General features: G+C 69.1%; 9 protein-coding genes and 1 pseudogene. 5 read left to right on the top strand and 5 right to left on the bottom strand.

Features of this window, described 5'->3' with window-relative positions; translation table 11 throughout:
• The first annotated feature begins 87 nt into the window (after positions 1-87).
• Positions 88-2,526: a S9 family peptidase gene (locus KF689_00185; protein ID MBX3131784.1), complete on the top strand. Its 2,439-nt coding sequence runs from the start codon at positions 88-90 to the stop codon at positions 2,524-2,526.
• Between the two features lie 382 nt (positions 2,527-2,908).
• Here the strand turns inward: KF689_00185 and KF689_00180 are convergent, their stop codons facing one another.
• The 4 genes and pseudogenes from KF689_00180 to KF689_00165 form a co-directional block, all read right to left on the bottom strand.
• Positions 2,909-3,814 carry a hypothetical protein gene (locus tag KF689_00180; protein MBX3131783.1) on the bottom strand — a complete coding sequence of 302 codons (906 nt, stop codon included), beginning with the start codon at positions 3,812-3,814 and terminating at the stop codon, positions 2,909-2,911.
• Between the two features lie 59 nt (positions 3,815-3,873).
• Positions 3,874-5,466, bottom strand: coding sequence for a D-aminoacylase (locus KF689_00175; protein MBX3131782.1), 1,593 nt, complete (start codon positions 5,464-5,466; stop codon positions 3,874-3,876).
• A 72-nt stretch (positions 5,467-5,538) separates the two neighbouring features.
• Complete coding sequence (locus KF689_00170; protein ID MBX3131781.1) at positions 5,539-6,834, bottom strand: serine hydrolase; 1,296 nt, start codon at positions 6,832-6,834, stop codon at positions 5,539-5,541.
• Positions 6,835-7,311: pseudogene (locus KF689_00165) on the bottom strand (PepSY domain-containing protein).
• Between the two features lie 126 nt (positions 7,312-7,437).
• Between KF689_00165 and KF689_00160 the strand changes: the two are divergent.
• On the top strand, positions 7,438-9,087 hold the full coding sequence (locus KF689_00160; GenBank protein MBX3131780.1) for a peptidase dimerization domain-containing protein: 1,650 nt from the start codon (positions 7,438-7,440) through the stop codon (positions 9,085-9,087).
• Between the two features lie 2 nt (positions 9,088-9,089).
• Here the strand turns inward: KF689_00160 and KF689_00155 are convergent, their stop codons facing one another.
• Complete coding sequence (locus KF689_00155; protein ID MBX3131779.1) at positions 9,090-11,273, bottom strand: carbohydrate binding family 9 domain-containing protein; 2,184 nt, start codon at positions 11,271-11,273, stop codon at positions 9,090-9,092.
• Between the two features lie 151 nt (positions 11,274-11,424).
• Here KF689_00155 and KF689_00150 point away from each other — a divergent pair, with 151 nt between their 5' ends.
• The 3 genes from KF689_00150 (at position 11,425) to KF689_00140 (ending at position 14,328) form a co-directional block, all read left to right on the top strand.
• Entirely contained in the window at positions 11,425-11,847 is a 423-nt protein-coding gene (locus KF689_00150; GenBank protein ID MBX3131778.1) for a c-type cytochrome, read from the top strand.
• 10 nt (positions 11,848-11,857) lie between these two features.
• Entirely contained in the window at positions 11,858-13,474 is a 1,617-nt protein-coding gene (locus KF689_00145; GenBank protein ID MBX3131777.1) for a M28 family peptidase, read from the top strand.
• Between the two features lie 65 nt (positions 13,475-13,539).
• The gene (locus KF689_00140; protein MBX3131776.1) at positions 13,540-14,328 is read left to right on the top strand and encodes a tetratricopeptide repeat protein; all 789 of its coding nucleotides are present in this window, start codon (positions 13,540-13,542) and stop codon (positions 14,326-14,328) included.

Raw genomic sequence — 14,328 nt, 5'->3', positions numbered from 1 at the left:
CATCGGGGGCAACATCGAATACGAGCGAACAGGCGACAGGGTCAGCGCGTATCTTGAGGCAGACCCCTCACTACGGAGTACGCGTTCGTGCCCTCACTGACGCTGCGCCGGCCGATGGCCGCGCTTCTCGCCCTCTTCGCTGTCGTCGCGCCGCTCGCGGCACAGACCGGCTACCAGCAGCCGCCAGCCGCCGTCGCCCAGGTGCTCGACGCCCCGGCCACGCCGACGGTGCTGACCAGCCCCGACCGCAGCCTGCTCATCCTGCTCGAGCGTCCCGGACTGCCGAGCATCGCCGAGATCTCGGCGCCGGAGTATCGGCTCGCGGGCCTGCGGCTCAACCCGCGCACCAACGGGCCGTCGCGGCAGTTCGGGGCGCGCGGGCTCTCGGTGTTGCCGGTCAGCGGCGGCGATGTGCAGCGCATCGCGGCGGCGCTGCCTGACGGCGCCGGCATCACCAATGCCAACTGGTCGCCGAACGGCCGGCTGATGGCGTTCATCGTAACGACTGACGACGCGCTGACGCTGTGGGTCGCGGATCCTGCCGCGCGCACGGCACGGCAGGTGAGCGCGCGGCGTCTCAACGGTGTGCTGGGCGCACCCTGCGATTGGATGACTGACGCGGAGTTCGTGTGCACGGCCGTGCCGAACGGCCGCGGCGCGGAGCCGCGTGAGCCCACAGTGCCGAGCGGCCCGATCATCCAAGAAGCGCTCTCGGGGCGCGAGGACCGCGTTGCGACGTATCAGGATCTGCTCAAGAATCCGCACGACGAGGCGTTGTTCGAGCACTACGCCACCAGCCAGTTGGTACGCATCACGCTGGACGGGCAACTGACGGACGTCGGGCGCCCCGGCATCATCAGCGGCGCCTCGCCCAGCCCCGACGGCAAGTGGCTCCTCGTGACGACGCTGGCGCGACCGTTCAGCTACTCGGTGACGCTGAATTACTTCCCGACGAAGATCGAAGTGTGGACGCCGGACGGCGCGGTGGCGCGCAGCGTGGCAACACGGCCGTTGATCGAGCGCGTGCCCTGGGGTGGCGACGCCGCGCAGACTGGCCCGCGCAATCCGTCGTGGCGCGCGGACGTCGCCGCGACGCTGACCTGGGTCGAAGCGCTCGACGGCGGTGACCCGACGCGCACGGCCGCGAAGCGCGACCGCATCCTGGCGCTGGACGCGCCGTTCAGCGGTGAGCCGCGCACGCTCATCGAGACCGAGTGGCGTGCACGCGGCATCACCTGGGCGCGCGCGAATCTGGCCATCGCACGCGAGGGCAACTCGCGGCAGCGCGTCGCTCGCGTGTGGGTCTTCGACCCCAGCGGCCGCACGGCCCCTCGGATGCTCTGGGAGCGCTCGAGCGAGGATCGCTACGGCGATCCCGGGCAGTTCCTCACCACGCGCAACCAATACGGCCGCAACGTGCTGCGCCTCACCGCCGACGGCCGCTCGGTGTTCCTGAGCGGCACCGGCGCCTCGCCTGAGGGCGACCGGCCGTTCATCGACCGCTACGAGCTCGCCAACGGGCGTACGCAGCGCCTCTTCCGCTCGGCGGATCCGTACTACGAGACCATCGTGGACGTGCTCGACGACCGTGGCGAGCGCTTGCTCACGCGCCGCGAATCGCAGACCGAGCCGCCCAACTACTGGGTGCGCGACCTCGTGCGCCGCATCGCGCCGCGGCAGGTGACGCGCTTCGCCGACCCCGCGCCGGCCTTCGCCGACGTGCGCCGCGAAGTCGTGCGCTACACGCGCAAGGACGGCGTGCAACTGCAGGCGACGGTCTACCTGCCGCCGGGCTACGACCGGGCGCGCGATGGCGCGCTGCCCTTCCTGCTTTGGGCGTACCCGCGCGAGTTCGGATCGGCCGATGCCGCCTCGCAGGTGATTGGCTCGCCCAACCGCTTCACGCGGCCCGGCGGCTCGTCACACCTCTTCGCGCTGCTGCAGGGTTACGGCGTGATGGACGACCCGACGATGCCGATCGTGGGCATTGACGGCGGCGAGCCCAACGACACCTACGTGGAGCAGCTCGTGGCCAGTGCCGAGGCGGCGGTGGACCACATCGTGGGGATGGGCGTGGCCGATCGCGCGCGCATCGCCGTGGGCGGCCACTCGTACGGCGCGTTTATGACCGCCAATCTGCTGGCGCACACCTCGCTGTTCCGCGCCGGCATCGCGCGCAGCGGTGCGTATAACCGCACGCTCACGCCCTTCGGCTTCCAGGGCGAACAGCGCAGCTACTGGCAGGCGCAGGACCTGTACGAGCGGATGTCGCCGTTCACGTACGCCGACAAGATCAAGACGCCGATCCTGCTCATTCACGGGATGGCTGACAACAACACCGGCACGTATCCGATTCAGTCGGAGCGGATGTATGCGGCGCTCAAGGGCAACGGCGGCACCACGCGCTACATCCAACTGCCGGCGGAGTCGCACGGCTACGCGGCGCGCGAAAGCGTGGGACACACGCTGTTCGAGATGCTGGGCTGGCTGGACCAGTACGTGAAACCGCAGCGTCCGCGGATGTAGGCAGCGAGTGTCGCGTCGCTGTCGCGCCTCCTTACGCGGAACCCCCGACCACTTGGTCGGGGGTTTCGCCATTGTGCGAACGCTTGCGGAGGTGAGTATTGCTGGTGCGTTCGCGCGACGGTTGTAGCGCGAACGGATTTCCCTCGCGGGACGCCGTCAGGGAGAGCGTGCCAAGGCCGTTCGAACCGAGGCACCGGTCGTGAGGTCGCTGGAGACGATCGTAGTCGTCCGACAGGACAACACCCAAGGTTGGGCCGTCCAACCACGGGAAGAAGCGGTGGATCCGGCTGCTTCGGCAGCGACGAACCGGACCCCACACTTCACCAGCGAGCTGGAGGCCCTCGACTGCATCACTGTAGTCGGGGGCTTCCCTTTTGGGCGACTATCTTCGTCCGGAGTTGTAGCCCAGCGCCGCGCCCCAGGGGACGGTGATGAAGAAGCCGACGCCGCCGCCGGCGAGTCCGACGATGCCAAGCATCGCGCCGCCGTACGATCCGCCAAGCGAACCGTCGATGCCGTGGCTCCGACTGTACTTCGCCACGCCAAGCGGCGCAGCGACGACGTAGCCAAGCAGCGCGCCGACAACCGGAATGCCCAGTGCGCCGAGACCGTCGGCGGGCCGCTGGTACGCTGCGGCGTACAGCGCCGCGCCGCCGAGCAGGCCGATGCCCGCACCGACCGCGCCGGCGCGCGCGCCCGCAACGATCTGCTCGCCAACGAATCCCGGTGGGAGCGGAGGCGGCGCGCCAGCGGGCCGGGACATATCGGGCAGCGGCGCCTCTATAGTCGGCGCGACGATCGGAGCCGGCACTGGCGCCGCGGCGACGACGCGCGCACCGAACACCGCGTCCGGCTCCACCGGCGTCCAGGTCTTGCCTTTGCGAACCGCGCCGACGCCGGCGCCGACCAGCGCGCCCACCGGCAGGAGTGCGAGCGCGCTCTGTGGACCATCGGACGCGTAGGCGAGCCCGATGCCGCCGGCGATGAGCGCCCCGCGCCAGGCACCGCCGATCGCGCCGGCACGCGCACTCCGCGTTTGGAGTTCGATGCGCGTGATGAAGTCGCGCGGGATGGCCACCGTCTCACGGGACTCGCGTACGAACAACGAATCGTTGCGCACACCGGCGTAGGCACCGAGCGCTCGAGACGGAAAGTGCACCGGTGCCGTCACGCGGACCGTCGCACCCGCAGCGACCGGCGACTCAGGCTGGCTTTGTGCGTGCAGTGAGCTGAGCAGCGACGCGGCGCAGAACGCAGCGCCGGCGAGGACTCCGGCGAGTGTGTGCATACCGCGAACTTGCGGCTCCCAGAGCCGCGGCGCCAGCCAGTGGCCTAGGGTCGAGTGACCTAGGGTCGGCGCAACGCGCGGCCCGGACGCGCTGCCGTGAACTCGCCGCCATCCACCACCGGCACGCCGTTCACCAGCACGTACGGAATACCCGTCGCGTAGCGATGCGGATCGGTGAAGGTCGCCGGACTGCCCACCGTCGCCGCGTCAAAGAGCGTCACGTCCGCTGCGCAGCCTGCGGCGAGGCAGCCGCGCTGCCCAGCGAGTCCGAGCCGCGCCGCCGGCATCGCCGTCATCTTGTGCACGGCCTGCTCGAGCGTGAGGACGCCTTCGTCGCGCACATAGTGGCCGAGCACGCGCGGGAAGGTGCCGTAGGCGCGCGGATGCGGCACGCCCTGGCCGGGGCGCGTGAGGCGCCCGTCGCTGGCGACCATCGTCTGCGGGTGACGCATAATCCGCCGCACGTCGCCCTCGTCGATGATGTGGTAGACCATACTCGCGCCGCCGTTGAGCTCGCCTTCGATGACCAGCTTGGCGGCCGCGTCCATAGACGGCCCCACCCCGCGGCGCTCGGCCCAGTCGTAAAGCGTCTTGCCTTCGAGCGAGCGATCCCAGCTCACCGAACCGAACTGCACGCGTCGCGTGTCGCCGCCACCGCGGTCCGTCTGCAGCAGCTCCACCACGCCACGCTCGATGCTGTCGCGCAGCGCCGACACCGCCAGCCGCGCGCGCAGCGAGTCGCGCCCGCCAGCCAAGGACCACGGCGGCAACAGTACCGAGAGTCCGGTCTGGCTCGCCGTGTACGGATACTGATCCATCATCACGTCGAGCCCGGCGGCGCGCGCCGAATCCACCATCGCCAGCGTCACGACACTCTTGCCCCACATCGGCTGACCCACGGCCTTGTGATGCGTGAGCACCACCGGGATGCGGGCCTCGCGCGCGATGGTGATCGCCTCCGCCACGCCCTCGAGCAAGCCGAGCCCTTCCTCGCGCAGATGCGACGTATAGATGCCACCCGAGTCTGCGGCGGCTCGACTGAGCGCGACGACTTCGTCCGTCGTGGAGTAGTAGCCCGGCACATAGCGCAGGCCCGTGCTGATGCCGAAGGCGCCCTCGCCCATTCCTTGCCGGATGAGCGCCACCATCCGCGCGAGCTCGGCGGACGTCGGCGCACGATTGGCCGTACCCATCGCCAAACGCCGCACCGTGTTGTGCCCCACGAGGTACCCGACGTTCATCCCGAGCCCCGCGCGCTGCGCCGAGTCGAGGTATGCCGCCAGCGGGAATGGTCCGCTGCCATCCGGCCCGCCGAGCGCCAGCGTCACGCCCTGCGTGACGTGGCTGCGCGCGTCCGGCATCTCGAGCAGTGGCTCCAGATGCGCGTGCAGGTCAATGAATCCCGGCGCGACGATGAGCCCCGTGGCATCGATCACCCGCGCCGCGCGTGAGCGGTCGAGCGGCGTCCGCGAAACAAGGACGATGCGGTCCCCGTTGATCGCGACGTCTGCGCGGTATCGCGCAGCACCCGTGCCATCGACAACAGTGCCACCCGCAATCAGCACCGACCACTCCGGCGCGGGCTGCGTTTTGAGTGGAGAAGAAGACAAGACGGAAGCGACAAGGAGCAACGCCAGACGCTTTATTCGCATCACCGAACCCCTCGTTTGCCGTTGTAGTCGCGGTTGCAGTTCCTTCCGTCTTCAGTCTTCCGTCCCAAGTCCTTACTTGATCGCCCCCAACACCTTCCCCAAAAACTCATCCACCTGCCGATTCTCGATCCACCGCACCACCACAACCAAGTCCTGCTCCGGAGCCACGAACACAAGGTTCGTCCCATTCCCCACGTGCCCAAACGCACTCGCCGGCGCACTCGGCATCCACTTCCGGTCCGTGTTCAAGAACCAATTCATATAGCCATATGTCGGCTGCGCCGGCGTCGGCGTGAGCGAGCGGCGTACCCAATCCTCGGAGAGAATGCGGCGCTCGCCCCACATTCCGCGCCGCTGCGTGAGCAGGCCGAAGCGCGCCATATCCCAGGCGTTGATGAACATCCCGCCGCCCCAGTGGCCGCCACCGCTCACGACCTGCACCGGGCGCCCGTCGAGCGTGATCCACGCATTGTCGTAGCCGTTCCAGCGCCAGGTGCGTGACGCGCCAATCGGCGACATCAGGTGCTCGTCGAGCACTTCCGGCAGCGGACGGCGCCAGATGTTCGTCGCCGCGAGCGCCAGCACGTTCACGCGCACGTCGTTGTACTCGTACACGCTGCCGGGCGCGACGCGCGCGCGCGTGGTCCAAGTGCTGGCGTCCTGCGCCGGGCGATCCGCCCACTCCGGCTTGCCCCAGAGCGTGCCTTCCCAATCGCTCACCTGCCGCAGCAGGTGGTCCCAGGTGATGGAACGATTGTGCGGCGTGCTCCAGGGATCGATGAACTGCGACTCGCCATAGTGCGTGCCCGGCTCCGACGGCGCCTGCAGTCGCAGCCGATACGTCGGCGCCTGCGACTTCCACACCGGTTCGTCCACTGACGACACGAGGCCGCGGTCGAAGGCGATGCCGACTACCGCCGAGAGGAAGCTCTTGGTGACGCTGTGCGTCATATCCACGCGGTCGGGCTCGCCCCAACTCGCGATTACATATCCACCGCGCAGGATGACACCGCTGGGTTCGCCGCGCGGCTTGAAGGGGCCGATGCCCTGCCCGAAGGGCTCACGCCCGAACGAGCGGTAGTGCGACTCCTCCATATCACGCGGAGCCCGCGCCTCATTCGCGACCGCAAACGCAATCGCCGAGGCCAGCGCCGCGGAGTCCACGCCCATCGCGGAAGGAGAGCGGCGTTCCCAGGTCACACCGGGCACATACGGCGTGCTCGCGCGCTGCGACGCGCGTTGTGCGCCCAAGGCACGCGGCACGATGACACTCGAACCGAGTGCCAACACGAGCGCCAGCACGGTGACGCCCTTCGCGCCCAGCGCGGCCTCCGCCAGCAAACGCTCACGCCGGCGCCGCGTGCGCATCGGCAGCAGCCACAGATAGAGACCTGTCAACCAAAGGCCGAACACGATCACTCCCGCCGGAAGGAAGATCCACAGCTTGGCCGCGTCCCCGAAGAAGCTGCCGTCGTGCAGCTGCTCGATCAGATCCGAACGTCGGTACGCCGTCTGCAGCACACGCCCATCGTCCAGCGCCAACTGCAGTTCCCAGCGCGACTTGGTGATCACCTTCACGATCCCCTTGGAAGGCCGCACGTCGAGGCGGTCGATGTCCGCCCACTCACCAACCTGCGCCTCCGGGTGCGCCTGCGCCGCGGCGAAGATGGTCTCCCACGAGAGCCCCGGCACCTGCGTGGCGGTGCGCTGCTCCGCGGGCTGCACCCAAGGCACCTGCTTCTTGACCTGCAGCAGCAGCCCGGAGGCGAGGACGAGCAGGAACGGGAGTCCGACCGCGACCGCCCCCCAACGATGGAGGCGGCGGGATAATATGGAGAGTCGCATTCTCGGAGTACGCGAGGGAGAGGCCAGTCGTTGCCCTCCACGTTCGCCCAACTTCCGTCCTCGCTCAACCCCGCGCCCAGCTCGTGCGTAGCCCGGGGAGTCCCACCCCACCATAGGAGCCCGTTGATGATCCGCTTCGCTCGTCGCGCCCTCGTGGCCGTCGCCGCCCTCGCGCTCGGCAGCGCCACGCTTGCGGCCCAGCAGTCGGCCGCCGACTCCGCCCGCCTCGAACGTCTCAAGGCCGAGGCCCTCACCCGCGTCGAAGGGCGCGCCAAGCTGGTGCAGGAAATCATCGACCATCTGTTCTCGTTCTCCGAGCTCGGGATGCAGGAGTTCGAGACGCAGCGCTACCTCACCGGCCTGCTCGAGCAGAACGGCTTCCAGATCACCCGCGGCTACGCCGGAATGCCCAGCGCCTGGGTGGCCCGCTGGGTGAGCCCCGCCGGCGCACGGCCGGTGATCACGCTCGGATCCGACGTGGACGGCATTCCGCAATCGAACAACAAGCCGGGCGTGGCCTTCCTCGATCCGCTCGTCGCCGGCGCACCGGGCCACGGCGAAGGCCACAACACGGGTCAGGCGGTGAACATCGCCGCCGCGCTCTCGGTGAAGGAGCTGATGATCCGCGACCGCATCCCGGGCACGCTGGTGATCTGGCCCGGCATCGCCGAGGAGCAGATGGCCGGCAAGGCCTTCCTCGTGCGCGAAGGGCTCTTCCGCGATGCCGACGTTGCGCTGTTCACGCACGTGGGCAACGGCCTCGGCGTCAGCTGGGGGCAGAGCGGACAGTCGGCATTGGTCTCGGCGATCTTCCGCTTCCGCGGCACCAGCGCGCACGCCGCCGGTGCGCCGTGGCGCGGTCGGTCGGCGCTCGACGCCGCGATGCTGATGGGCACCGGCTGGGAATACCAGCGCGAGCACAATGAGCTGCCCACGCGCTCGCACTACGTGATCCTCGACGGCGGCGACCAGCCGAACGTCGTGCCGCCGACGGCGAGCATCTGGTTTTACTTCCGCGAACGCGACTACCCGCGCACGATGGCGCTGTTCGAAGCCGGCAAGCGCATCGCCCGCGGCGCGGCGATGATGGCCAACGTCGAGCTCGACACGGTGATGGTCGTCGGCTCCGGCTGGAGCGGGCACTTCAACAAGACCATCGCCGAGGTCACCTACGAGAACATCAAGCGCGTCGGGATGCCGGAGTGGAGCGAGGCCGACCAGGAGCTGGCGCGCGGCCTGCAACGCGAGCTCGGCGGCAATCCGCGCGGCCTCTCGACGGCGGTGGAGTTCACGCTGCAGGGCCCCGTGGCCGAGAGCCAGCGGATGGGCGGCGGCTCCGACGACATCGGGGACGTGAGCTGGAACCTGCCGACCGTGACGCTGCGCTACCCGAGCAACATCCCCGGCCTGCCGGGCCACAACTGGTCCAGCTCCATCGCCTCGGCCACGCCGATCGCGCACAAGGGCGCGCTGGCCGGCGCCAAGGTGCAGGCGCTCACGCTCCTCGACATCCTGCTGCGCCCGCAGGTCGTCGCCGATGCCTGGCAGTACTTCCGCGAAGTGCAGACCAAGGACATCCAGTACACGCCGTTCATCTCGCCGACCGACCAGCCGCCCATCTGGATGAACGCCGACATTATGGCGCGCTACAAGCCCGAGTTGCAGAAGCATTACTACGACGCGCGCCGTTATCGCACGTACCTCGAGCAGCTCGGCATTCGGTATCCGACCACGCGCGAGACGCCGCGCCCGAATATGAACGACAACGACCAGTAAGCTTAGATTCGCAAGTACTGCGTGTACTTCAGCACGAGGGCGCCCCGCTGTGGCCGCAGCACAGCGAAGGCGCCCTCTGGCACGGTGGGCCACACCGAGTTCCAGACGATGAACAGGTCGCTGCCTGGCGACGGCGTCCAGCGCAGCCGCGCGTTGAGTGCGGCGCGGTCGGATTGGTCGTCGAACTGCGCGAAGCCCGTGAGCATCAGCCGCGGATTGATGGCATAGTCCGCACGCAGGCGCCCCGTGTGCGCCACGAAGCTGTCCGTCGGCAGGTCCACCGCATTGAGCTCAAACTCCAATGTGAACTCGTAATGCGGCTGCACCCGCGCCAGCAGGCTGGTGCGCAGATCGAAGCGCTCGCCGCGGTAGAACGTCCCCCACTCGAGCGCCACGGTCGGCACCACCGCGCGCACGTTGGCGCCGCGATACGCCAGCTCCGTGCGCGACCACCAATACTCGCCAGCCGGCACGCTGGTCCCCGGCAGCAGGACGAAGCTTGTGGCCGGCGCGTCGAACACGCGGTGCAGGTTCAGCTCCAGGCGGTCACCGCTCTGGAACTGCGCGCCGAGTGGGCGCACGCTCATCCGCGCGTTGTCCAGCGCGCCGCTGTCGGCCCAGACCACGTCATAGCTCAATAGATTGAACTCCCAGCGCCGGATCACGCGCGCGTCCTTGGGGCGCGGCGTGATGGCGGTGCTTCCGCCGAGCCGGTGGATGCCGCGTTGCAACACGAAGCCCAGCGCCGGATCGTAGCCCTGCTCCACGCGATCGTAGCGCACGACGATGTCGGCGTGATCGTTCGGGTAATCCGCAACAATGCGATAATGCCCGCCGGTCGCGCCGCCAATCGAATCGCGGCTCCACGCGGCATTGCCGAGCACCACGAAGTTGTCCGTGCCACGCAAGATCCACGGCAGGGCGAAGTCCACGCCGCCGGCGGCCGAGCCCGGTCGCGAGTCGCGGTCGCTGTAGTTGCCCATCACGCCGACGTACCCGCGGCCCAGCACGTCGCGGCGCAGGCGCAGCACCGCATCGCGCACGTCGTCGCGGCTGCGCGTCTCGGCGTAGAGCACGCCGAGTTGGTAGGCACCAGCCCGGCCTTGGATGCGCGCGCCCAAGGGAATCGTCTGCGGCGTGCCGTCGGCGCCGAGGCCGATGCGCCGCGAGTAGAACATCTGCGTCTGCTGTTCGCGGCCGAAGGCGAACACGCCTGCCCCTTCCGTGAAGAACCAGCGACGCTCGGGAAAGAACAGCGGGAAGCGCGTGAGGTTCACGATCTGGCGGTCGACGTCGGCCTGCGCGAAGTCGGGGTTCGCCGTGAGATCGGCGGTGATCGTATTCGTCACCGGCACCTTCACGTCGAGGCCCGCGCGCCCGAACGCGTTCGCCTCGCGCACGATGCCGGTCGCGCCGCCGGCGCCGAAGCTGCGCTCGGCGGGTGCGGCCTGCCCCAGCACGTACGGCCGCAGCTCAGCGCGCGCCCGGCGGGGCAGGTTCTCGAAGCCGGCGATTGTCCCTTCGCGCTCGAGAAAGCGCAGTCCTTCCGTACGGCGCCAGGCACGCCAGAGCAGTTCCTCGTTCGTGCGCGGCAGGAAGCGCCGGAAATTCATCCCCATCTGCGATACGTCCTTCGGGTAACGCAGCGTCGCCCAGGGGATGAGCATCTCCGCCGTCCAGCCGTCGGCAGTGATCTGCGTCCGCACGTCCCAGACGCCGTCCCACTCCTCGTTGCCGACTTCGAAGGAGATGTGCTCGCCATCCCACATCGCGCCGTTGGCGTTGGTGCGGAAGAAGAATCCGCTGCGGCGGTCCGAGAGTCCGTCGATCACCATCGACACGTAGTCGTCCGAGCGCAGGGGCGCGTCGCGCCGCAACTGCGTGCGCACGATGCCCTGTGGGTTGCGGTCGTACACCCACCAGCCCACCACCAAGCCCTTGGGCGTGGCGAGCAGGCGCACGACGGTGCGTTCGCTGGGGGCGGCGCCCTCGACCGGCTCCTTCTGCCGGAACTCCCAGATCGAGTCGGCCAGCGCGTAGTCCGGCTCGTCGAGGATGCCGTCCAGGCGGATATCCTGCGCGGTGGTGCGCACGCGCGGCACGCGCTCGGGGCCAGACTGGGCCGCGGCGCGCGGGGCGATGGTGCCAAGGAGCAGGATCGCCAGCGCGGCGGCGGGTCGGAGCATCGTGACGGAAATTACGCGAGGGGGTTGGGAACCGCTTGGGGCACGGGGCGACGGGGCGGCCCCGATCTGAGGGCTCTCCTGACGGCCTTTCGGGCGGCGGGTTGGGTAGAATTCCCCGTAATCCTTGCTCCCTACCCCTTCAGCCACCCGTATGAGCACTTTTCAAATCCTCGCGGTCGCGCTCGTCGCGTTCGTGACCGCCCGCGTCCAGGCCCAGGAGCCTGCCGTTTCCGGTGAGCTCACCTTCCGCGTCGTCTGCGCCGCTTGCCACACGCTGAACCCGCCCTACGAGAAGGCGCCGCCGATGACGCACATCGCACGCCACTATCGCCAGGCATTCACGACCGAGGCAGAGGGCGTCGAGGCGATCGTGCAGTGGGTGCTGAAGCCCGATGCGGCGCGCTCCAAGATGCCGGCGCACGCCATCGAGCGTTTCGGGATTATGCCCGCCTTCCCGCTGCCCGAAGCCCAGCTCCGCGACGTCGCCAAGTACGTGTGGGATCTTGGTGCTCCGGCGGCCGCCACTGCCCCTGCCGCCAACGCTCCGCAGCACCAGCACAGGCCTCCGCGCTAAGGAGTTTCCGATGAACCGGTTGCAACTGGCCGCCGCGCTTGGTGGCCTCGCCCTCGCATTGCCCACGGCCCACGCGCAGGAGATCAAGGAGCGCGAGATCCGCGCGCACTTGGAACTCCTTTCCAGCGACCTGCTCGAAGGCCGCGCCCCGGCCACGCGTGGCGGCACGCTGACGGAGTCGTATCTCGCCTCGCACCTGCGCTATCTCGGACTCGAGCCGGCCAACAATGGCTCGTACCTGCAGCGCGTGCCGATCGACGTCGTCGCCGCCGATCGCGGCAGCATCCGTGCGACCGCCAGCGGGCGCGCGACGGCCACGCTGCGCTATCCCGAAGACGTCGTGATGTGGGCGGGCAGCTCGGTGGAGCAGAGCGCGGCGCGCGCACCGGTGGTCTTCGTCGGCTACGGCGTGAGCGCACCGGAGTTCCACTGGGACGACTTCAAGAACATCGACCTGCGCGGCAAGATCCTGCTCGTGCTCGTCAACGACCCGCCGGCTCCGCGCGCCGAGCCGGACCTCTTCGGCGGCGCGGCGATGACCTACTATGGCCGCTGGACCTACAAGTTCGAGGAAGCCGAACGTCGCGGGGCCGCCGGGATGCTCATCATCCACAACACCGAGCGCGCCGGCTATGGCTGGGCGACGGTCGTCGGCAGCTGGGCCAAGGAGCAGCGGATGCTCCCGCGCAGTCCGCAGCTCCCCGCCCCGCTGGGCGTGCGCGGTTGGATCACCGAGGAACGCGCCGGCGACCTGCTGCGCCAGGCCGGGCTCGACCTCGCCCGCCTGCGCCGTGACGCCGAATCGCGGAACTTCCGCCCCGTCGAGACCGGCATCACGCTGGACCTCGGCTTCACCAACACCGTGCAGCATCTCGAGAGCCACAACGTCGTGGGCCGCATTCCCGGCAGCGATCCCGAGGCCGCGCAGGAACACATCCTGCTCACCGCGCACTGGGATCACCTTGGGATCGGCCCGGCGGTGAACGGCGACTCCATCTACAACGGCGCGCTGGACAACGCCTCCGGCACCGCCAACCTGCTCGCCCTCTCGCACGCGCTGGCGCACGGCCCCAAGATGCAGCGCTCGGTGCTCGTGGCCTTCGTCACCGCCGAGGAGAGTGGGCTGCTGGGTTCGGCGTACCTCGCCGAGAATCCCATCGTGCCCAACGACCGCATCGTCGCCAACCTGAACATCGATGGCGGCAACGTGCTGGGCGAAACCCGCGACCTCACCGTGCTCGGCGACACCAAGAGCTCGTTGGGTCCGCAGATCGCGGCGCTCATCCGTCCGCGCGGGATGACCATCTCGCCCGACGCGAATCCAGAGCGCGGCTACTTCTACCGCTCCGACCATTTCTCCTTCGCCAAGGCCGGGGTGCCCGCCGTCAGCATCGGCGAGGGTGATGACTTCGTCGGGCGTCCGCGCGAGTGGGGCAAGCAGCAGGCCGAGGACTACACGACGAACCGGTATCACCAGCCGGGCGACGAGTACCGCCCGGATTGGAATCTCACCGGCGCGGTGCAACTCACGACCATCGTGCTGGAACTGACACGGGAGCTGGCGAACTCGCGAGTCTGGCCGAGCTGGGAGGCGACGGCGGAGTTTCGGCGGGCGCCAAGAATGTGACTTTGGACGGATGACGGATGACTGATGACTGATGACGGATGACGGATGCTCGAACAGTGTGTGAGATGATTTCGTTACGCGTGCGCTCCTCGCTGCTGCGAGGCGGTTTGGCGTTGCTCCTTGTGGCGTCCGTCTTCCGTCCGCTGTCTGCACAGCAGGTCAGCCAGGACTCGCTGCGCAGTGCAGTCGAACGCGCGGTCATCGCAGCTGACTGGGTGGCGATCGATCGCGCGGCGGTCGCGTTGCGTGCGGCGACGCAGACGGCATCTGGGCGCAACGATGCCTGGTTGCACTATGACTTGGCCTACGCGCTGCATCGGCGGGCGAGTGGACTGATTATCGAAGGCCGTGCCAGTGACGCCAAGGCAATGCTTGAGGAAGCCATCGCGGCGGCGGCGCGGTCGCGCGCGCTCGGCGGCGGCGCGCAGGCGCAGGCGCTCGAGGGCGCCGTCACCGGCCAGCTTGCGGGCGCCGCCGGTGGGCTCGCGATGATGCGCAACGGGCGCGCGTCGTTCCGCTTGCTCGACGAAGCCGTCGCCGCGGCGCCGAACGATCCGCGCGTGGCCTTGCTCAATGGCATCTCGCGCACGAACGCGCCGGCGTTCGCGGGTGGTGGTGCGGCGCGGGGCGAGACTGAGCTGCGGCGCGCCGTCGCGCTCTTCGCCAACGATCGTGCCGTGAGTCCGCAGCCCGTGTGGGGTCGCGCCGACGCGCATATCTGGCTGGCCATCGCGCTGGAGAAACAGAACAAGCTCGCCGAGGCGCGGGAACAGCTGGAACTGGCGCTGGTGCACGCGCCGGGGCATCGTTGGGTAGTCGAGACGCTGCGACCGGCCCTCGCCGCCAGGAGATAG

The organism is Gemmatimonadaceae bacterium (assembly GCA_019637355.1).
Taxonomy (GTDB): Bacteria; Gemmatimonadota; Gemmatimonadetes; order Gemmatimonadales; family Gemmatimonadaceae; genus Pseudogemmatithrix.
Note: the sequence above shows the minus strand (reverse complement) of the source record. Positions and strands in the feature narration are given on the sequence as shown.